This is a genomic window from Nonomuraea sp. H19 (assembly GCF_052068215.1).
GTDB lineage: Bacteria > Actinomycetota > Actinomycetes > Streptosporangiales > Streptosporangiaceae > Nonomuraea.
In genome coordinates, this window is record NZ_JBQHCV010000006.1 from 343,768 (window position 1) to 363,553 (window position 19,786).

Annotated in this window: 22 protein-coding genes; 10 read left to right on the forward strand and 12 right to left on the reverse strand. The window is 71.3% G+C overall.

Going from position 1 to position 19,786, the window contains the following annotated elements:
• Positions 1-91: 91 nt before the first annotated feature.
• Both ACTMTI_RS15695 and ACTMTI_RS15700 read left to right on the forward strand, forming a co-directional pair.
• Positions 92-1,081: a MerR family transcriptional regulator gene (locus tag ACTMTI_RS15695; protein ID WP_441121051.1), complete on the forward strand. Its 990-nt coding sequence runs from the start codon at positions 92-94 to the stop codon at positions 1,079-1,081.
• Positions 1,078-3,462: a VIT domain-containing protein gene (locus ACTMTI_RS15700; RefSeq protein WP_441121052.1), complete on the forward strand. Its 2,385-nt coding sequence runs from the start codon at positions 1,078-1,080 to the stop codon at positions 3,460-3,462. The genes ACTMTI_RS15695 and ACTMTI_RS15700 overlap by 4 nt, the downstream gene beginning before the upstream one ends.
• Positions 3,463-3,504: 42 nt before the next feature.
• On the opposite strand, the gene ACTMTI_RS15705 is transcribed toward ACTMTI_RS15700, so the two are convergent.
• Positions 3,505-3,768 (reverse strand): YciI family protein, encoded by a 264-nt coding sequence (locus tag ACTMTI_RS15705; RefSeq protein ID WP_441121053.1) that lies wholly within the window; start codon positions 3,766-3,768, stop codon positions 3,505-3,507.
• Positions 3,769-3,841: 73 nt separating this feature from the next.
• Between ACTMTI_RS15705 and ACTMTI_RS15710 the strand changes: the two genes are divergently transcribed.
• From ACTMTI_RS15710 to mmuM, 3 genes are all read left to right on the forward strand, one after another.
• Complete coding sequence (locus ACTMTI_RS15710; RefSeq protein ID WP_441121054.1) at positions 3,842-4,495, forward strand: Crp/Fnr family transcriptional regulator; 654 nt, start codon at positions 3,842-3,844, stop codon at positions 4,493-4,495.
• Positions 4,496-4,589: 94 nt separating this feature from the next.
• Positions 4,590-5,423: a trehalose-phosphatase gene (otsB, locus tag ACTMTI_RS15715; protein WP_441121055.1), complete on the forward strand. Its 834-nt coding sequence runs from the start codon at positions 4,590-4,592 to the stop codon at positions 5,421-5,423.
• Entirely contained in the window at positions 5,420-6,286 is an 867-nt protein-coding gene (gene mmuM / locus ACTMTI_RS15720) for a homocysteine S-methyltransferase (protein ID WP_441121056.1), read from the forward strand. The genes otsB and mmuM overlap by 4 nt, the downstream gene beginning before the upstream one ends.
• Before the next feature lie 179 nt (positions 6,287-6,465).
• Here mmuM and ACTMTI_RS15725 read toward each other — a convergent pair whose 3' ends face one another.
• Entirely contained in the window at positions 6,466-6,894 is a 429-nt protein-coding gene (locus tag ACTMTI_RS15725) for a DoxX family protein (RefSeq protein WP_441121057.1), read from the reverse strand.
• Between the two features lie 106 nt (positions 6,895-7,000).
• On the opposite strand from ACTMTI_RS15725, the gene ACTMTI_RS15730 reads away from it, so the two are divergent.
• Positions 7,001-7,462 carry a MarR family winged helix-turn-helix transcriptional regulator gene (locus tag ACTMTI_RS15730; RefSeq protein WP_441121058.1) on the forward strand — a complete coding sequence of 154 codons (462 nt, stop codon included), beginning with the start codon at positions 7,001-7,003 and terminating at the stop codon, positions 7,460-7,462.
• A gap of 9 nt (positions 7,463-7,471) precedes the next feature.
• On the opposite strand, the gene ACTMTI_RS15735 is transcribed toward ACTMTI_RS15730, so the two are convergent.
• Positions 7,472-8,179: a lysophospholipid acyltransferase family protein gene (locus ACTMTI_RS15735; protein WP_441121059.1), complete on the reverse strand. Its 708-nt coding sequence runs from the start codon at positions 8,177-8,179 to the stop codon at positions 7,472-7,474.
• Between the two features lie 161 nt (positions 8,180-8,340).
• Between ACTMTI_RS15735 and ACTMTI_RS15740 the strand changes: the two genes are divergently transcribed.
• Positions 8,341-9,099 (forward strand): alpha/beta hydrolase, encoded by a 759-nt coding sequence (locus ACTMTI_RS15740; RefSeq protein ID WP_441121060.1) that lies wholly within the window; start codon positions 8,341-8,343, stop codon positions 9,097-9,099.
• A 46-nt stretch (positions 9,100-9,145) separates the two neighbouring features.
• Positions 9,146-9,601: a hypothetical protein gene (locus tag ACTMTI_RS15745; RefSeq protein ID WP_441121061.1), complete on the forward strand. Its 456-nt coding sequence runs from the start codon at positions 9,146-9,148 to the stop codon at positions 9,599-9,601.
• Between the two features lie 43 nt (positions 9,602-9,644).
• Here ACTMTI_RS15745 and ACTMTI_RS15750 read toward each other — a convergent pair whose 3' ends face one another.
• The 7 genes from ACTMTI_RS15750 to ACTMTI_RS15780 all read right to left on the reverse strand — a co-directional run bounded on the left by ACTMTI_RS15750 (position 9,645) and on the right by ACTMTI_RS15780 (position 15,400).
• Entirely contained in the window at positions 9,645-10,754 is a 1,110-nt protein-coding gene (locus ACTMTI_RS15750) for a hypothetical protein (protein ID WP_441121062.1), read from the reverse strand.
• A 38-nt stretch (positions 10,755-10,792) separates the two neighbouring features.
• Positions 10,793-11,488, reverse strand: a complete 696-nt coding sequence (locus ACTMTI_RS15755; RefSeq protein WP_441121063.1) for an endonuclease/exonuclease/phosphatase family protein — start codon at positions 11,486-11,488, stop codon at positions 10,793-10,795.
• A gap of 11 nt (positions 11,489-11,499) precedes the next feature.
• Positions 11,500-12,432, reverse strand: a complete 933-nt coding sequence (locus tag ACTMTI_RS15760) for an ROK family glucokinase (RefSeq protein WP_441121064.1) — start codon at positions 12,430-12,432, stop codon at positions 11,500-11,502.
• Between the two features lie 14 nt (positions 12,433-12,446).
• Positions 12,447-12,848 (reverse strand): DUF5304 family protein, encoded by a 402-nt coding sequence (locus ACTMTI_RS15765; RefSeq protein WP_441121065.1) that lies wholly within the window; start codon positions 12,846-12,848, stop codon positions 12,447-12,449.
• A 26-nt stretch (positions 12,849-12,874) separates the two neighbouring features.
• Positions 12,875-14,086 (reverse strand): ArsA family ATPase, encoded by a 1,212-nt coding sequence (locus ACTMTI_RS15770; protein WP_441121066.1) that lies wholly within the window; start codon positions 14,084-14,086, stop codon positions 12,875-12,877.
• 1 nt (position 14,087) lies between these two features.
• Positions 14,088-14,525 carry an SRPBCC family protein gene (locus tag ACTMTI_RS15775; protein WP_441121067.1) on the reverse strand — a complete coding sequence of 146 codons (438 nt, stop codon included), beginning with the start codon at positions 14,523-14,525 and terminating at the stop codon, positions 14,088-14,090.
• 107 nt (positions 14,526-14,632) lie between these two features.
• Complete coding sequence (locus tag ACTMTI_RS15780) at positions 14,633-15,400, reverse strand: metallophosphoesterase family protein (RefSeq protein ID WP_441121068.1); 768 nt, start codon at positions 15,398-15,400, stop codon at positions 14,633-14,635.
• Positions 15,401-15,527: 127 nt separating this feature from the next.
• Between ACTMTI_RS15780 and ACTMTI_RS15785 the strand changes: the two genes are divergently transcribed.
• Positions 15,528-17,276 (forward strand): AMP-dependent synthetase/ligase, encoded by a 1,749-nt coding sequence (locus ACTMTI_RS15785; protein ID WP_441121069.1) that lies wholly within the window; start codon positions 15,528-15,530, stop codon positions 17,274-17,276.
• Positions 17,277-17,451: 175 nt separating this feature from the next.
• Here the strand turns inward: ACTMTI_RS15785 and ACTMTI_RS15790 are convergent, their stop codons facing one another.
• Positions 17,452-17,820, reverse strand: coding sequence for a MerR family transcriptional regulator (locus tag ACTMTI_RS15790; protein WP_441121070.1), 369 nt, complete (start codon positions 17,818-17,820; stop codon positions 17,452-17,454).
• A 389-nt stretch (positions 17,821-18,209) separates the two neighbouring features.
• Between ACTMTI_RS15790 and ACTMTI_RS15795 the strand changes: the two genes are divergently transcribed.
• Positions 18,210-18,542, forward strand: coding sequence for a hypothetical protein (locus ACTMTI_RS15795; protein WP_441121071.1), 333 nt, complete (start codon positions 18,210-18,212; stop codon positions 18,540-18,542).
• Between the two features lie 215 nt (positions 18,543-18,757).
• Here the strand turns inward: ACTMTI_RS15795 and ACTMTI_RS15800 are convergent, their stop codons facing one another.
• Complete coding sequence (locus tag ACTMTI_RS15800) at positions 18,758-19,552, reverse strand: DeoR/GlpR family DNA-binding transcription regulator (RefSeq protein ID WP_441121072.1); 795 nt, start codon at positions 19,550-19,552, stop codon at positions 18,758-18,760.
• Between the last annotated feature and the right edge of the window lie 234 nt (positions 19,553-19,786).

The window sequence follows — 19,786 nt, forward strand, 5'->3', positions numbered from 1 at the left end:
TTCGGCCTTCCTTCTTCAACCCAACCCCCGTGCCCAATCTTCCGGCGCCCTAACGTTGACACTGTAATAGTGACAGTGTCATTGTGAAGATATGAGCGACACCTGGACCATCGGCGAACTGGCCGAGCACGCGGCGCTTGCGCTGCGCGACGCCTTGCCGCCGGCCAACGGCCGGGTCCGCGACGTGCCCGGGGCGCGACTCATCAGGTGGTATACGACCATCGGCCTGGTGGACCCGCCGCTGACCAGGCGCGGCAGGATCGCCCAGTACGGGCGGCGGCACCTGCTGCAGCTGGTGGCCATCAAGCGGCTGCAGGCGGCGGGGCACTCGATCGCCGAGATCCAGGCGGCGCTGGCGGGGGCGACGGATCGGATGCTGGAGGAGGCGGCCGCCATCACCCGGCCGCGGAGCCGGACAACCGGTGCCACGCCACTCGCCGACGAGCCGCCTGCGGTCGGGTCACGGCGATTCGGGCCACGCGACGCAGCACACGGCGACGTACCGCACGATGACGCACCACACGGCGACGTACCGCACAATGACGCGCCGCTCCGCTACGCGCCGGCTGCGGGCGCGGCGCTCGGCGATCGCGCGCAAGAGGGCGTGCAAGCGCCGAACGGCAGCGTCGGGCCAGGCGGCGGCGAAGACGCTGCCGACCGCGGTGGCGACGGTCGCGACGTGACCGGCCGCGGTGGCGACCATGGCGACGTGACCGGCCACGACGGCGACCGTGGCGACGTTGCCGGTGGTGGCGAGTCCGGGCGCGGGCGGTTCTGGGCGGAGCGACCGGCCAAGGAGGTCGCGCATCGCGCGGCACCCGACGGCCGCTCCCAGACCACGACGCCTGACAGCCACGGACCGGCCGCGGCGTCCGATGGCCGGGCTCGCATTGGGCCGGCGGGTCGGCGGGCACGTCTCGAAAGGCGCGGTCCGAGCACGGTGGTGACAGGGATCAGGCTGGGCGATGGGGTGCGGCTGGTGCTGGACGCGGGCCGTACCCCGTCGGCGGAGGACGTACAGGCGGTGCTGGCGGCGGCGGGTCCGCTGCTCGCGGTGCTCGAAGAGAGGGAGCTGACATGAAGATCACTTCACTGGAGCCCGCGCGGTGCCTCCCGGTGCCGGACACCGGGTTCGGCGCGCTGCTGACCGAGCGCGGCAACCTGCCGCTGGAGAGCGTGGACGTGGCCGCCGACATCTCGGGGCTCATCGCCGGGGTCGAGGTCACGCAGGGGTTCAGGAACCCGTTCGACGTCACGCTGGAGTCCACCTACGTCTTCCCGCTGCCCGATCGGGCGGCCGTGACGGGGTTCCGGATGGAGGCCGACGACCGGGTGGTCGAGGGCGTGCTCAAGGAGCGCGGCCAGGCCAGGGCGGACTACGACCAGGCGCTGCGCGAGGGCCGGCGGGCGGCGATCGCAGAGGAGGACCGGCCCGACGTGTTCACGATCAGGGTGGGCAACATCCTGCCGGGCGAGCGCGTCTCGGTCCGGCTGACGATGAGCCAGCCGCTGCCGTACGAGGACGGCGCGGCGACGTTCCGGTTCCCGCTGGTGGTGGCGCCGCGATACATCCCGGGCAGCCCGATCGACGGCCAGGCCGCCGGGGACGGCGTCGCGCCCGACACCGACGCGGTGCCCGACGCGTCCAGGATCAGCCCGCCCGTCCTGCTGCCCGGCTTCCCGAACCCGGTACGCCTCTCGCTCGCCGCGACCGTCGACGCCGCCGGGCTGGAGCTGCGCGAGCTGGCCTCCAGCCTGCATGTGGCAGAGGAGGAGGGCGACGGCAAAGGGGGCACGACCGTACGCCTGCGCCCCGGCGAGCGGCTGGACCGCGACTTCATCCTGCGCATGTCGTTCGAGGCGTCCACGTCGTTGCAGCTCGACGGCCGCGGCACGTTCGCCCTCACCGTCGTGCCGCCGCCGCTGCAAGCCACGCGTACGCCGCGTGACCTGGTGCTGCTGCTCGACCGCTCGGGCAGCATGGGCGGGTGGAAGATGATCTGCGCCCGCAGGGCCGCCGCGCGGATCGTGGACACGCTGACGCCGCAGGACCGGTTCGCGGTGCTGACGTTCGACTCCGTGGTGGAGCAGGCGTTCGAAGGGCTCGCCGAGGCGTCCGACCGCAACCGTTACCGCGCCGTCGAGCACCTGGCCAGGGTCGACGCCCGCGGCGGCACGGAGCTGCTGGAGCCGCTGCGCCAGGCCGTCGCCCTGCTGGGCGCCCAGGCGGAGCGGGAGCGGGTCGTGGTGCTGGTCACCGACGGCCAGGTCGGCAACGAGGACCAGATCCTGGAGCAGGCGGGTGGCGCGCTGTCGGCCATGCGGGTGCACACGGTCGGCATCGACCGGGCGGTGAACGCCGGGTTCCTCGGCAGGCTCGCCGGTCTGGGCGCGGGCCGGTGCGAGCTGGTGGAGTCGGAGGACCGGCTCGACGCCGCCATGGACCACATCCACCACAGGATCGGCGCCCCGCTGGTGACCGACCTGTCGATCAAGGGCCTGGAGGTCGAGTCCGGTACGGTCACGCATCTCGGGTCGATCTTCCCGGGCGTGCCGCTGCGCGTGTACGGGCGCTACCGCGAGGGCTCCTCGCTGACCGTGCGCGGGATGGCCGCCGAGGGGCCGTGGGAGGAGCAGGTCACCGGCGTGCAGGTGGACAATCCGGCCATCCGCGCCGTCTGGGCCCGCGCGCACCTTCGGGAGCTGGAAGACCGCTACGCCATGGGCGAGCACGACCTGGAGTCGCGCATCGTGCGCACGTCGCTGGAGTACGGCGTGCTCTGCCGCTTCACCGCGTACGTGGCGGTCGACACCAGGCAGGTCGCCGAGGGCGGGCCCGAGCACCGCGTCATCCAGCCGGTCGAGCCGCCGAGCGGGTGGGAGCCGCCGTCGAGCCCGCCTGCGCCCGGGTCCTCCATGATGTTCGCGGCGGCGTACGGCGCGCCACCGGCCGCTCCCCAGATGGTCCTGCCCGAGCCCGGCCTCGGCGCCGCCGACCTGGAACAGGGGTTCGTCTCCGGCGGCGGGGCGGATCTCATGGGGCGGCAACCGCGGATGCCCGCACCCGGGGCGCCCGGCGGCGGTCGGCGTAGCCGGGGGACGCCGAGGTTCCGGCCCGCACCGCGTCCTGCCCACCGGCTGGAGTCGGTCAGGCCGCAGCTCGTGGCGGAGCTGGACAGGCTCACGGCGCTGCCCGCACCCGACCTGCTGTACCTGGCCGACCTGGGGTCTCGGCTGGCGGCGCTCGCGGAATACCTCGGCGGGAACGAGGAGCTGGACAGGCTGGCCCGCGAGCTGGAGGCGGCCGAGCGGCCGGGCGCGGACGCGCGGGCCCTGCACGACCGTGCCGTCGAGGTCCTCACGAACCTGGTCGGCGGCCGCCACACCCCGCCTCCGGGCGCGGCGGGCGGCCCCTCCGGCGAGGCGGGCGGCCGACGCGGTCCCTTCTGGAAGCGCACCTGACCTGCCACCCGCCCCTGGGCCGAGCGACGGCCCAGGGGCGGGTCACATGATCGGGGTCCACTCCTTCAACAGCACGATCTCGTAGGCGTCCACCGCCGTGTACGGGTCGCGCCGCAGGATCTCCCGCAGTTCGGCCTCGTCGGCGACCTCGTAGACGTGCAGCGCCCCGCTGTCGTCCGCCCACGGCCCGGCACTCACCAGCCGTCCCTCCTCCTTGAGCCGGCGCAGGTGCTCCCGGTGCGCGGGCCGGGCCGCCAGCCGTCGCGGGTCGCCGTCGAAGGACAGATGCAACGCGTATCTCGCCATGCGCGGCACGCTATGGCCCGCAGGCGGGAGTGCTCAGCATCGCGGGGCACCGCGGTGGTGTATCACCGTATACATGACGTACACGCTGGCCGACCTGCCGATGTTCGGCGAGCTCGGCGCGGACCGGCTGCGCGGGCTGGCGGCCGTGGCGCGGCACCGGCGCTACTCGGCCGGGCAGGTCCTCTGCACCGAGGGCGATCCGGCCGATCAGCTGATCGTGTTGCTCGGCGGCCGGGTGAAGGCGGGCCGGGTGAGCGCTGAGGGCAAAGAGGTGGTGCTCGCCGTGGAGGCGGCGCCGGTCGCGTTCGACAAGACGGCCCTCCTGGTGGACGGGCCCCATCGGGCGACGCGGACGGCCATGACGGCGGTGGAGGTGGCCTACCTGCCGCGCTCGGCGGTGCTGGAGCTCGTCGCCGCCGAGCCGTCCGTCGCCGCCCGGCTGTTGCGGACGCTGGCCGCGACCGTCCGCGATCTCGACGAGCGGCTCACCGACGCGACGGTGCGCGACGTGCCCGCGCGCGTGGCCACCTGGCTGGTACGCCGGTGCGCCGACGGCCGGGTGCCGCTGCACGCCGGCCAGGCGGGGCTGGGCGCCGAGATCGGCGCGACCCGGGTGAGCGTCAACCGCGCCCTGCGCGCGTTCGAGCGCCGGGGCCTGATCGAGATCGGCACCGGCGAGGTGATCGTCCTGGATCGCCCGGCCCTTGCCCACCGGGCCGCCATGTGACCGCCCGCTCCTTGCCCGCCGGGCCGTCAAGTGACCGGGCATATTACCCGGGAGCGGGTATCCGAGCTGGTCACGCTGTTCTATCGTCCTGAGCATGGCGACCTCGCGCGCCCCGCTCCGCTTCGCCGAGGCGGTGTCGGCCACTGTTGCCGAGAGCGGGAGATCCGGCTTCTTCTTCGACTTCGACGGCACGCTCGCCCCGATCATGCGTGATCCCGGCGCGGTGCGCCCCGTCGCCGGGGCGGTGGAGCGGCTGCGGGAGCTGGCGCAACTGGTGAGCAGGGTCGCCGTCGTCTCCGCCCGCCCGGCCGCGTTCCTGTGCGAGCGGTTCTCGGGCGCGCCGCAGGTGCGCCTGTTCGGCCTGTACGGCATGCAGACCGTCGTCGACGGCCGGGTGCGCACCGACGCCGAGGCCGAGCCGTGGGCTCCGGTCATGCGGGGGCTGGCCGCGGACGCCGTACGCGACCTGCCCGGCGAGGTCCTGGTCGAGGACAAGACGCTGCTGGTGGCGCTGCACTACCGAGCGGCCCCGGGGCTGCGTGGCGCGGTGGAGCGGTGGGCCTCGCGCAAGGCGGCCGAGCTGGGCCTGCGGGAGCAGCACGGCCGCATGGCCGTCGAGCTCGGGCCGCCGGTGAAGCATGACAAGGGCACGGTCGTCGCGTGCGAGACCGAGACGCTGACCCGCGCCTGGTATTTCGGCGACGACCTCGCCGACAGCCGGGCGTTCGACGCGTTGCGTGCCAGGGAGGAGCGGGATCCGGCGTTCGTGGGCGTCCGGGTCGCGGTGGCCAACGCGGAGACGGGCGACGAGCTGGCGCGCCGGGCGCACTTCACGGTGGACTCCCCCGAGGACACCCCCGTCCTGCTCGACGAGGTGATCAGCGCCTTTCCCGGCCATCCGCCACCGGCTCTTACTCTGGATAGGTGACCATACTTGTCCTGGACGGCGGCCTGTCCACCCATCTCGAACGCCTCGGCGCGGATCTGCGCGACGAGCTCTGGTCGGCGCGGCTGCTGCTGGAAGAGCCCGCGCTGATCCGGCAGGCGCATGCCGACTACTTCGCCGCGGGGGCCGACGTGGCCACGACGGCCAGCTACCAGGCCACGATCGAGGGCCTCATGCGGCGCGGGCTGGCGGTGGCGGAGGCCGAGTCGCTGATCAGGCTGTCGGTTGAGCTGGCCGCGCAGGCGCGCGACGCGGCCGGGCGCGGGCTGGTGGCGGCCTCGATCGGCCCGTACGGCGCCTACCTGGCCAACGGCTCCGAATACACCGGCGACTACGACCTCGACGAGGAGGGTCTCTACTCCTGGCACCTGCCGCGCTGGGAGATCCTCGCCACGGCCGGCGCCGATCTGCTGGCCTGCGAGACGATCCCGTCCTACCCGGAGGCGCAGGCGCTGGCCAGACTGCTGGGCCGCACGCCCGGGGTCAAGGCGTGGGTGAGCTTCTCCTGCCGGGACGGCGAGCGGCTCAACGACGGCACGCCGATCCGTGAGGCCGCCGCGCTGTTCAGCGGGAATCCGCAGGTGGTGGCCGTCGGTGCGAACTGCACCGCACCGCGCCACATCCCGGGGCTGATCTCGTGCCTGTCCGGCGGGCTGCCCGTCGTGGTCTACCCGAACTCGGGCGAGACGTGGGACGCCGGGCACCGCCGCTGGCTGGGGCTGGCCGACCCGCTGGAGTTCGGTCAGGCCGCCAAGGAGTGGCAGCGGGCGGGCGCGTCCCTGATCGGCGGCTGCTGCCGGACGACCCCGGAGCACATCGCGCAGATCCGCGCCCACCTGTCCTGAGCGGCACACGCCCCGGGCGGCTCCCGCTCGACGACCCCGCCTCGCCGCGCGGCCGGCGGCGTCCTGGTGCCGTAGCGTGCCCAGCCGCGCGGCGCACCGAGTGCGGTAATCCAGGGACTGGGTGACGTGCTGAGGGGACCGCGACGCACGCGATGCGCAGGCCGCGGGAGCCCGGCGCGTCAGGCGGCGACGGATTCCGCGTTGCGGCGGCGGCCGAACAGACGGTCGACGGCCAGTGCGCCGCCCCCGGAGAAGCCGATCGCCAGGCTCGCCGCGGCCAGTGCCAGGACGAACTCGTAGCCGCCCTCACCGGCGCCGAAGCCGTTGGCGCCGTGCACGAACACGATCGCGCCGATCATGTTCAGGGCCAGCAGCGTGCCCACGATCGGCAGGGCGGCGCCGGCGATCAGCGCCAGGCCGCCGACGACCTCCAGCACCGCCACGGCGGGCGCGGCCACGGCGGCCAGCGGGATGCCGACGGACTCGAAGAACTTGGTCGTGCCCGCGATGCCCATGGTCGCGAACTTCTGATAGCCGTGCACGAGGAAAATCACCCCGATGGCGATCCTCGCGAGCAACAGGGCGACGGGACGGGCTTGGTCGAGCATGCGACCTCCTTGAGGGTCGTTCATTTTTGAATCAGTTCTCTGACAGGAACCATAACCCGAAAGTACAAATATGAACAACATGGAGGATGAGCCGTAGAATGAGGCCGTGACGGACACCCGATGGCTGGACGCGACGGAGATGGCGGCGTGGCGCGCCTTCCTGTCGACCTCGCACCTGCTCGAAAGACGCATCGAAGAGCAGCTCAAGGCCGCGGCCGGGCTGACGCACCCGCAGTTCGAGATCCTGGTGCGCCTGTCCGACGAGCCCGGACGCCAGATGCGCATGACCGAGCTGGCCAGGGGAGTCGTGGTGTCGAAGAGCGCGCTGACGTACCAGATCACTCAACTGGAGAAGGCGGGGCTGGTGAAGCGGGCCACATGCCCGTCCGACGAGCGCGGCGTGCTGGCGGTGCTCACCGACGCGGGTGCCCGCTGCCTGGAACGCGTGGCGCCCGGCCACCTCGAGGTGGTGCGGGCCTACCTGATCGACCGGCTCAGCCGGGAGGAGTTGCGGACGATGACCACGGCCATGAACAAGACGGAGCAGGCCTTGAGGTCCTCCGCCTGACGCCCCCGGTCAGTCCTTGACGGCGGCGGCGCGCGCGGCACGCTCCATCTCGACGCGCGCGCTGGCGGCATATTTGTCGACGTATTCCTGGCCGGACAGCTCCATCAGCGCGTACATGATCTCGTCGGTCACCGCGCGCAGGACGAGGCGATCATCCTCCATCCCGTAGTAGCGGGAGAAGTCGAGCGGCTTGCCGAACCTGACGCCCGGCCGGATCCCGAACTTGGGGAAGGGCCGTCCCGGCGGCATCATCTCGTAGGTGTTGACCACGGCCCACGGGATGACCGGGGCCCTGGACTCCAGGGCCAGCCGGGCCACGCCGGTCTTGCCCTTGTAGAGGCGGCCGTCCGGCGAGCGTGTCCCCTCGGGGTAGATGCCGAGGACGTTGCCCTCGCGCAGGATGCGCAGGCCCGTACGCAGCGCCGCCTCGCTGGCCTTGCCGCCCGAGCGGTCGATCGGCACGGTGCCGACGCCGCTGAAGAACAGCCGGGTGAAGAAGCCCTTCATGCCGCGGCCGGTGAAGTAGTCGGACTTGCCCAGCGAGATGACCTTGCGGCGAAGCTGGAGCGGGCCGAAGAAGTGATCGGCGAACGACAGGTGGTTGCCGGCCAGGATCGCCGGCCCTTCTTTGGGCACGTTTTCCGCGCCTTCGGTCCATGGCCTGAACATGAGGTGGAGGATCGGCCCCAAGATGGCCTTGACCACCCAGTAGAACACCCCGGCACCTCTTCTCCAGCATGTTGTCGGCAAGCATAGTCATCTTCCCATCCCGACGGCCCTGCTCCTACACCAGCTCTCGCACAAACACCCCGGAACGTGCGACGATCGGGCCGTTCCTGGATAAAAGAGCCGGAATGAAATTGCATGGAGGAGCTGTTATGCCGCTCATGCCAGGCGCGGAGCCGTACCACCACGAAGCAGGCCAGATCGGCGTGCTGCTCTGCCATGGGTTCACCGGCACCCCGCAGTCGTTACGGCCGTGGGGCGAATACCTGGCCGGGCACGGGGTGAGCGTCTCGCTGCCGCGCCAGCCGGGGCACGGCACCCGGTGGCAGGAGATGAACCGGACCCGCTGGGAAGACTGGTACGCCGAGGTGGAGAAGGCGTTCGCCGATCTCCAGGGCCGCTGCGCGGAGGTGTTCGTGGCGGGGCTGTCGCTGGGCGGCTGCCTGGCGCTGCGGCTGGCCGAGGTGCACGGCGCGGCGATCACGGGCGTGGTGGTGGTCAACCCGTCGATCGCGAACGACGTGCCGCTGATGAAGCTGGCTCCGCTGCTGAAGTGGTTCGTGCCGTCCGTGCCCGGCGTCGCGAACGACGTCAAGAAGCCGGGCGTGACCGAGCTGGCCTATTCCCGCACCCCGGTCAAGGCGGCGGCGTCGCTGCCGGGGCTGTGGTCGCTGGTGCAGGCCGACCTGGCGAAGGTGACCCAGCCCCTGCTGGTCTTCCACAGCCTGAACGACCATGTGGTGAAGCCGACGAGTGTGGCGATCATTCGCCAGAAGATCCCTCAGGCCACGATCGAGGAGCTTACCGATAGCTACCATGTTGCGACGCTGGACAACGATGCCGACAGGATCTTTGCCGGGAGCCTCGACTTCATCCGGACACATGCCTCGGTACCCTTGCAGAGGGACTGATCGCACCCAGGGGGAAGTCGCGATCGCTGCGGAGAGGCCCATCTAGGTGACGCCCCAGAGTGACGAGGACGAGGTCTGGCGGCAGATCGTCGCGTCCTTCAACGACACAGCCGAGCGCGACTCGGCCGACCAGCCATGGCCGGACAGCGAAAACGTCCCCGCCGAGCCGACCCGGCGGGTGGTCAAGCCCTCGGAGGAGCTCGAGGAGGACCTCGACGAGCCCGAGGACAAGCAGGACGACGACGAGGGGGACGAGGGGCACTTCGTGCCGCCCCCGCCGCCGCCGCTGCCCAAGCTCGACCTGGCGACCAAGCTGGCGTGGGTGGCGCTGTTCGGAGGGCCCGCCTATCTGCTGGTCGCCGCGATGGCGAGCTGGCAGATGGAGGGCTGGGCGCTGTTCACGGCGGTGGCGGCGTTCATCGGCGGGTTCGTGGCGCTGGTGGTGCGGATGGGCGACGGCCCGCCCAACGACTCCGGCTGGGACGACGGCGCGGTCCTGTAGGACTCAGGACTCCGGCTGGGACGACGGCGCGGTCCTGTAGGACTCAGGACTTCGACTCGCCCGGCTCGGGCGCGAACGACTCCACCACGTCGGTGTAGCGGTCGGTGCTGTCGACCGCATGCCCGACCGCCCAGACCGTGCCCTTGCCGGCGAGATAGGCGACCCCCTGCAGGCGTACGCTGCTCCGGCCCTTCTTGGCGTCGCCGCGGATGATGTCGCAATCGCCCTTCTCGCAGCGCACCATGAACGGCTCGGCCGCCCGCTCCGGGTCGTAGCCGGCCATCCAGTAGCGCCCCTTGCCGTCGCCGGTCACGCCGTAGAGGCGGGCGTCGGAGACCGGAAGCGGCTGCTCCTTCCAGCGCTTGCCGTTCCACGTCAGCACGAGCGGGGAGACGACGCCGGGGCCGCGGTAGACGCCGCCGACGGCCACCGCCCGCTTGGCGCTGTCGGTCTGGATGTCGCGCAGGTAGCCGCCGGGGATCGAGGGCACCGGCATGGACTTCCAGGACCCGCCCGAGTAGTGCACGATCAGTGGCTCGGTGCCGGTGTCGCCGACGGCGAACCCGCCGGCCACCGCGTAGAGGGCGCCCTCTTCCTTGGTCTCCTGCACGGTCCAGGAGTTGCCCTGGCCGGTGACGATGAGCCCCTGCTTCTCGCGGCTGCCGACCGCCACGACCCGCCCCGGCTTGGCGTCCACGCCACCGAGCCAGTCTCCGGCCCGCAGCCCCTGCGGCCTGACCCGGTCGAACCCGGTCACGTCACCGTGCGCCAGGTACGGCAGCCCGTCGTGCCCGTCGCCGACCGCCCACACGTCGGACGGCGCGGCGGCGGCCAGGCCGCGCAGGTTGCCCGCGGCCGTGGCGTCGCGGAGGGGCACCTCGGCCCAGCCGGTGCCGTTCCAGTGGCGGATCGTGCCGCGGTTCTTCCACACGTCCCAGATTTCCTGCTGGCCCACGGCCCACACGTCACTGGAGGAGATCGCCAGCACGTCGGAGAGCGAGCCGTCGGGCTGGAGGCGCACGCTGGTCGACTGCTGCCACGCCTCTAGCGTGGCGGGGCGGGGATCGGCATGCGCGGCGGGCGTGACCTGAGGCAAGGCCACGGACGTCGCCAAGATCAAGGTGAGCGCACGCCGCTGAAAGCGACGGGTCATGGAGCAAATGCTACGGGTTGCACGGCCCCTCTTGCCCGTTAGTGCCCAACTCTCAACTCCGCGATGACTGGCAGATGGTCACTCGCCCCCGCCAGTTCGCCGAGCCCGGCGTCCACTGCCCCGCATGACACGACACGTGCCTCGCGGGCGGCGAACACCCCGTCGATGCGTACGGCGGGCCCCGCCGCCGGGAACGTCAGCCCGTCGCCCTTAGGCGCCACCGCGTAGCAGTCGGCGAGCCGCCCGGCGAGATACCGCCAGGCCGGTTGGTGCGCCTGCTCGTTGATGTCGCCGCCGAGCACGATCGGCGCGCCGAACCGGGCGGCCGCGCGCTCCATCAGCGCCACCGCCTCGGCTGCGTGGTGCATCCTGGCCGGGTCGTTGAGGTCGAGGTGGAGCGAGCCGACGGCCAGCCGGGCTCCCCCGGCCTCGACCACGGCGATCGCCAGCCCGCGCAGCTCCAGCCCGAGGAAGACGCGCAGCGCGTGGCTCTCGGCGCGCAGCACGCGCACGCGGGGCGCGACGAGCACGGCCACGCCGCCCAGCCTGCCCGGCGTGGCCACCCGCAGCCCGGCCGCCGCCGCCAGCGCTCTGCGCCTGGCCCGCCAGCGGCCGAACCTGGGCGCCTCCTGCACGCACAGCACGTCGGCCCGCAGGGCGGTGATGACCTTGGTCAGCGCGGGCAGGCCGGAGCGCATCCCGTGCAGATTGTAGGTGGCGACCCGGACCGTCACGTGGCCCGGCTCTAGCGCTGCCTGGCCAGGTCGGCGGCGCCCACCACCCCAGCGGACGCGCCCAGCTCGGCCAGCCGGATCTCCGCCAGCGGCCGGTGCCCGCGCCCTGTGATCCGCTCGGCGAAGGTCTCCCGCGCCCGATCGATGAACAGGTCGGCGGCCCTTGACACGCCGCCGCCGACGATGAAGCAGCCGGGGTCGAGCACCGCCGCCAGGTCGGCCATGCCCTGGCCGAGCCAGTCGGCGAAGGAGGCGAAGGCGGCCAGCGAGGCGTCGTCGCCCTTGTGGGCGGCCTCGGTCACCTCCTCGCCCTCGATCTTGCCCCCGGCCAGGCCGAGCAGGATCGCGGCCCGTTCCGGCGCGGCCGCGGCGATCTCCCTGGCCTCCTTGACGAGGGCCTGGCCACTGGCGTACTGCTCCCAGCACCCGACGTTGCCGCAGCCGCACGGCCGCCCGCCCGGGACGACCTGCATGTGGCCCATCTCGGCGCCCATGCCCCAGCGGCCGCGGTAGAGCACGCCGTCGAAGACCAGGCCGCCACCGATGCCGGTGCCGAGCGTCACGCAGACCACGTGGGACTGGCCGCGCCCGGCCCCGAACCTGGTCTCGCCCCAGGCCATGGCGTTGGCGTCGTTCTCGATCACGACGGGCAGGCCGACGAGGCCGCTGATCTTCTTCTGCAGCGGCTCCTCGCGCCAGGCGAGGTTGGGGGCGAAGCGCACCATCGACCGGGTCTCGTCGACGAACCCGGCCGCGCCCACCCCGACGGCCTCGATCTCCCTGCCCGCGGACAGCTCGCGCACGACGTCGGCCACCGTCTCGGCCACCAGGTCGGGGCGGTCGGCGGCGGTGGGCCGCAGCGTCTGGGCGACGATCTTCCCATGGTCGTCGACCACACCCGCGGCGACCTTGGTCCCGCCGATGTCGACACCGATCGTGAGCATGCCCGTTGTTCTCCCTATCCCAGATCTATGTGTTCCACGTCGTCGCCGCGGCGCTCACGGCGGTCGGGCTCCTGCTGCTCCCTGCGGGGCGCGGGCTTGTTGAGCAGGTCCAGCGCCTCGCGGAACGCGGCGAACAGCTCGCCGCCCGCCGCCACCAGGTGCCCGGTCACGTCGGAGCCGGACTCGCGCCGCGCCGCGATCGCCCGGCAGACCGGGCAGGCGCGGCAGATGTATTCGTCGTGGGGCTCGGACACCGCCTCTTCCCACACGTCCCGCTCCCTGCGGCCGCCGCCGGTGAACGAGTTGAACACGGTCTTGCCGACCTGGCGCGTGGCGCGTCCCTGGATCGACTCGAACAGTTTGCGCGCCTCGTCGGCGACGCTCCCGATCTGGTCTCTGTCGTTGCTCTCGGTCATCTGGCCCTCCGTGCGTCCGGGATCGCTCATCCGGTTGCGGATTCGCTTCCTGAGCTGAACCGTAGTGCGGAATCCGCTTCTTGCGGCGGCTCGCTGGACGCGACCCACCGTACCCGGAGCACGCCGTCGCGAAGCACCGCTCCGCTGATCTTCCTTCGGGCCAGCGCGGCGGGCAGGGCCAGGATCCTCCGGTACGGCCCCGCCGTGATGATCAGCTCGTCACCCTTGCGGGCCAGATCGACCTCGCCGCGGTCGGCGCCCGGCAGGGCGAGCGTCAGCTCGTCGGCGCTCATCCGCAGCGGCGGCTCGACGGATGGGGCGGCGAACGGATCGGAGTCTCCGTAGATCGCCGCGCCCACCTCCGTCAGCGCGTCCTTGCCGACGGGCTCGGCGGGCAGGTAGGGGACGACGTGAATGGGCAGCGGCGCGAACGACTGCTCCGCCTCGGCCAGCAGCCGCGACTGCGCCGCCACCCACTGGGCGCGCCACTCGTCGGCGCCGCCGGTCGGGAAGACGCGGTTGGCGATGACGGCGTCGACGCGGTAGCCGTACAGATTGAGCGAGGTGAGGGTGCGCCTGGCCTCGGCGAGCACCACCGACTCCGGCGTGAGCACGAGCCGCACGGAGGCGTGGTCGCCGGTGAGCAGCTCGCGCACCTCCATGAGGCCGCGGTGGAAGCGCTCGCCCGCGTTCATGACGTCCTCGCCGGGCGCGCTGACGTGGGCGACGCTGCGGACGAACGGCGAGACGAGCCGCACCAGCTTGCGGCCGACCGGCATGAGCCGGTTGACGTGCCAGTCGAGCGCCTCGGGCAGGGCCAGCAGGCGCAGCGTCTCGGCGGTGGGCGCGCAGTCGACGACGATCACGTCCCAGCGGTCCTCGCGGGCGTGCTCACGCAGCTCCAGCAGGGCGATGACCTCCTCGGCGCCGGGCAGCACCGTGATCTCCTCGGAGGTGATCTCGTCCAGGCCGAGCTCGACCAGCACGCCCCTGGCGTATTCCTGCAGCTCGCCCCAGTGGCGCTCCAGCGTTTGCTGGGTGTCGACCTGGTGCAGGTGCAGGCCCGGCGCGATCTCGCCGGGCGCGGCGGCGAGCGCGTCGGCCAGCGAGTGGGCGGTGTCGGTCGAGACCACGAGCGTCTTGAGCCCTCGGCCGGCGGCGAGCGTGGCCGTCGCGGCGGCGACCGTGGTCTTGCCGACGCCGCCCTTGCCGGTGAAGAGCAGGACCCGGGGACTCAACTCAGCGGCCTTCTACGCGCTTCTTGAGCCCCTTGAGCGCGGTGTCCACGATCACCTTCTCCGCCTTGCGCTTGATCATTCCGATCATGGGGACGCTCAGATCGACCGCCAGTTCGTACGTCACCTGGGTGCCACTGCCCGTGTCGGCCAGCCGGTAACTCCCCCGGAGTTCGGAGACCATCTTCCCGGGCTCGACCACCTGCCAGGCGACGTTCTCGTCGTCGTGCCAGGTGTAGCCGAGGGTGTAGGTGTCGCTGATCATCCCGGCGTCCAGGACGAATCGCACCGTCTGCGCCCTGCCGTCCTCGCCCGTGCTGAGGACCTCGGCGCTCTTGATCGATCCGGCCCATTCGGGGTAGGCCGGGAAGTCCGCGATGACCGCCATGACGTCGGCGCGGCCGGCGCTGATGGTGGTGCTCGAAGTGGTGCGATCAGCCATGCGACCACCGTAGTGCACAATCCGCTGCTTGCGATGGACCAGCGGATGCGGACCGATCGCAGGCGCCTGCGGAGGACCGCCGGACGCGGCCCATCGCACCGGCCGGTTCACCATTCGAGGATGAAGGGGACGCCTTTCCCCCGGAAATGGCCCACGTTCACGCATTCGGTGCGTCCGACGCGGGTGCGCGCGTGGAGCGGGTTGTGCACGTGGCCGAACAGGGCGTAGCGCGGTTGCGTACGCCTGATCGCCTCCAGGGTGGCCTCGCTGCCGCGCTCGAACCGCCGGGCCACCACGTCGTAGAGCAGCTCGGGCACGGCCGGCGGGATGTGGCAGCACAGCACATCGACCTCGCCGACCGCCTCCACCTTGGCGGCGAACTCCTCGTCGCCGAGCTCGTACGGGGTGCGGTAGCGCGTCTGGAGCCCGCCGCCCACGAACCCGAACCGCAGCCCGCCGATCTCCGCCACCTGCCCGTCGAGCACCTGGTGCCCCGGCCGCAGGTAGTCGGGCCACAGGCGCGGGATGTCCACGTTGCCGTAGGTGAGGTAGGCGGGGGTCGGCATGGCGGCGAAGAGGGTCTCGTACTGAGCGCGGACGTTGCGCTCGATGTGCTCGCGCGGGTCGCCGTCGAGCGTGGCCCACAGCGCCGCCGACATGGCCCTGGCCTCGTCGAACCGGCTGGCCGTGCGCAGGGCGATGAACTCCGCCGCCTTCTGCGCGCCGAACAGGTCGGCGAAGATGCCCTTGGCGTGGTCGTCGTAGTCGACGAAGAGGATGAGGTCGCCCAGGCAGACCAGCGCGTCCGCGCCGTCGCCCGCCTTGGCCAGCGCATCGGCCCTGCCGTGCACGTCACTCACAACATGGACCCTCATGAGGCGAATCCTATGAGCACGGCTGCTAGCGTGATGAAACGCCTCTCTTTAACGCCTTAATCACGAGGCTACCGAGGCGTAACTTAACGCGGTAGCGTCCAGGCGTTCCCTGAAGAGGAGTTGATTCGTGCGCGAGTACAGCGTCCCCGTCCTGGCCGACGTGCCGGCCTCGGCGAGCCTGCCCGACACCGTCTTCAAGCGGGCCGAGCAGGAACCCGGCGCCGTCGTCATGCGCCGCAAGACCGACGCGGGCTGGCCGGTGGTGACCGCGTCCGAGTTCCGCGACCAGGTGGTCGAGGTGGCCAAGGGACTGATCGCGGCGGGAATCGAGCACGGCGACCGGGTCGCGCTGATGTCGCGCACCCGCTACGAGTGGACGCTGGCCGACTACGCCATCTGGTCCGTCGGCGCGGTCACCGTGCCGATCTACGAGACCTCGTCGGTCGAGCAGGTCAGGTGGATCCTGTCCGACAGCGACGCCAAGGCGGCGTTCGTCGAGCTGGACACGCACGAGGAGACCGTCCGCGAGGCGGCTCCCGAGCTGAAGACGGTCTGGCGGATCGACGCCACGCCGGCGACCGGCGACGTCGCGGACTCGGCCGTGGACGAGCGCCGCGCGCGGGTCGTCTCCTCCGACCTGGCCACGATCGTCTACACCTCCGGCACCACGGGCCGGCCCAAGGGCTGTCGCATCACCCACGACAACCTGCTGTTCACCGCGCTCAACGTGCTGCGGGGGCCGCTGGAGCCGCTGTTCGGCTTCAAGGACCCGGCCGCGCTGCTGTTCCTGCCGCTGGCCCACATCTTCGCGCGGATGATCCAGGTGGTGCTGATCGAGGCGGGCGCGATCATGGCGCACACCCCCAACATGAAGAACGTCGCCCCGGACCTGCAGGACTTCAAGCCCACGTTCCTGCTGGGCGTGCCGCGGGTGTTCGAGAAGGTCTACAACAGCGCCGAGCAGAAGGCCATCGCGGGCGGCAAGGGCAAGATCTTCGCCCGCGCCGTGGACGTGGCGGTGGCCTGGAGCCGCGGCGAGAGCTCCGGCGGCGCGCCGCTCGGGCTGCGGCTCCAGCGGGCGGTGTTCGACCGGCTGGTCTATTCCAAGCTGCGGGCGGCCACCGGTGGCCGGCTCTCGGCGGCCGTCTCCGGCGGCTCGGCGCTGGGCGAGCGGCTCGACCACTTCTTCAAGGGCGTCGGCATCGAGGTCTTCGAGGGCTACGGCCTGACCGAGACCTCGGCCCCGTGCACGGTCAACATGCCGGGCGCCAACAAGATCGGCACCGTGGGCAAGCCGCTGCCCGGCGTCACCCTGCGCATCGCCGACGACGGTGAGGTCCTGGCCAAGAGCAGGAACGTCTTCGACGGCTACTGGAAGAACGACGCGGCCACGGCCGAGGTGATCGACTCCGACGGCTGGTTCCACACCGGCGACGTGGGCGAACTCGACGCCGACGGCTACCTGCGGATCACCGGGCGCAAGAAGGAGATCCTGGTGACGGCGGCGGGCAAGAACGTCGCCCCTGGGCCGCTGGAGGACGCGCTGCGCGCCCACCCGCTGATCTCCCAGGCCATGATCGTCGGCGACGGGCGGCCGTTCGTGGCGGCCCTGATCACCCTGGACCCCGAGGCCATGCCGGCGGGAGCCTCCGTTTCCGAGCTACGGTCCGATCCGAAGGTGCGGGCGGAGATCCAGGCGGCGGTGGACAGGGCCAACCTGTCGGTGTCGAAGGCCGAGCAGATCAAGAAGTTCGCGATCCTGGACGCGGACATCACCGAGGACAGCGGGCATCTGACGCCGACGCTGAAGGTCAAGCGCGGGGTCGTCATGCGCGACTTCGCCAAGGAGATCGACGAGCTTTACGGCGGTCACTGACACGCGGGCCTGCGGCATCGGCCCTCCGTCGTGGGGTGGGCGGCAGGCACGTGGCCTCACACGCCGAGCACGCACCTCCATCACACGACGGCAGCGCCGGGACGACGCCCGCGGCAGGCCGCGTGCGGGGAGGTGCCGGCGGGACCGGTTCCGGGGCTTGCGGGCGATCGAGGCGTCAGGCGACGCCGACATAGTCGCCGGCGCGCTCGGTGGCCGACAGGATGGCGGCGAGCGCTTCCCTGGTCGTCTGGAGCTCGGCGATCTGGTCGTCCAGACCGCCGAGCCGCGTGCGCAGATGGCCGAGCGTGCAGGCGTCGAGCACGTCACCCGAGCCGGACACGCACGGCAGCACGTCCCTGATGACCTTGGTAGGCAGCCCGGCGGCCAGCAGCGTGCGGATGCGCCGCACCACGATCGGAGCGTCCTGGGCGTAACGGCGATGCCCGCCCTCCGCGCGGTACGAGCTCAGCAGTCCCTGCTCCTCGTAGTACCGCAGCAGCCGCGGACTGACCCCCGTCTCCCGCGACAGGTCACCGATCTTCACGAAACGCTCCTCACACCGGCTCGCATCTCACATCTCCGTGAGCTTCTAGCGTGCCACGCATGAGAGAAATTCCTCGCGAAAGCGCCCATGGAGGCCCGCCTCTGGCGCGTCGCGCTCGGTCCAGCCGAGCAACGCGCGGTGAGTGACGTTCCCCCGCCGGGACCGCACGCGGAGGTGACGAAAAGAAGCGCCAGGGCCGCCGGAAAAATGTCGCCTCACCATAGGCGGATCATTCCGGACTTAGGTCCCCACATGACCTCTGATCTGGGGAATCTCCTTTCGATTCCGGCTTGCGAGCGGCGATCAGAGGCGTATTCTCTTGGCCAAGAAAGCGGGACCAGAGATGACCTAGATCCCTGGTCCCTTACTTGAGGGTAAGGGAGATTGGCTTGACTATCCAGGAAGCCTGCGAGGGACTCACCATCGCGATCCAAAACGAGATCATCCAGGTCCGGGCAGACCAGATCGAGCTGGGAGAGAAGCTCACCCAGCGCATCAACGGCGTCGCCAACCGCGTCAAGGCCCTCGACGCCAAGGTCGACACCAAGTTCGCCGAGATAGACGCCAGGTTCGACGCGGTAGACGCCCGCTTCGAAGCGATGGAGACCAAGTTCGAGGCCAAGTTCGAGGCCATGCAGGAGAGCCAGAACGCCATGCAGAAGACGCAGCTCGAGATGATGCAGATCCTCGTCGGCATCCAGAACAAGCTGGACGCGGCCTAAGCCGCAACCGAAGGGCGGGCCCGCAGGTTCGGCGGGCCCGCCCTTCGGCATGCCGGAACCACGACCATGGCCCACTGTGCGCCGTTGCGGCGGCCGGCCCCGTGCGGGTCAGAGGGCGTCTTCCTGGAGGCCGCCGGCCACGTGCGGCGGGTGGCGTGCCGTTGGCTTGCCGTACAAGAAGGAAGAAAGACCGCCGCACGACGGCGGGAATGAGGTCAGGGGGTTCGGGAGCCCGGGTCGGCGAGGACGAGTTCGCCCGAGTGCTCGGCCAGCGCTTCCCTGGCGGGGTGTGGGAGGCCGGTGTCGGAGACGACCACGTCGGCCTCGATGAGGTGGGCGATGGTGCTGATGCCGACCGTGCCCCACTTGGTGTGGTCGGCGAGCACGACGAGCCGGCTCGCCGCCTCCACGAGCGCGCGGTCGGTCTCGGCCTCCATCATGTTCGGGGTGGTGAAGCCGGCCCTGACGGTCATGCCGTGGACGCCGAGGAACAGCAGGTCCACGTTGAGCTGGCGGATCGCGGCCACCGCCACCGGGCCGACCAGCGCGTCGGAAGGAGTGCGCACGCCGCCGGTGAGCACCACCGTCTGGTCGGTCCTGCCGGAGCGCTGGAAGACGTCGGCGACCCGCACCGAGTTCGTCACGATGGTCAGCGCCGGGACGGCGGCCAGGCGGTGGGCGAGCGTCCAGGTGGTGGTGCCGGCGGAGAGCGCCACGGCGGTGCCCGGGGGCACCAGGGCGGCGGCGTGGCGGGCGATGGCCCGCTTCTCCTCCTCCTGGCGTACGGACTTCACCGCGAAACCGGGCTCGTCGGTGGAGCCGATGGCAGATCCGACAACAGTGGCGCCGCCGTGCACCTTGGCCAGCAGGCCGCGCTCGGCCAACATCTCCAGGTCGCGCCGGATGGTGATGTCGGAAACGCCGAACGCCCGCACCAGTTCGGTCACCCGGACACCGCCGTTCTGCCGGACGAGCTCCAGAATCGCCTGCTGACGCTGCGGAGCGAGCATCGCATCACCAGATCCCAACAGGTTCCGACATGAGTAGGCCGCTTTTCAGCGGTCCACCGCTAGTTGCGGAGTGTGCACCTACTGTCCCGATCGCATCATGACACGATCCCGACGTCACGACCGTGGCTGATTCGTCATGAAATAGTGCGTTGACAGTCTGAAATGTTGGCTTTTCGATGAATGAAGGTGAGCGAACTCGGGGGAATCTGAAGGTCCGCCAAGGAGGAACCCACC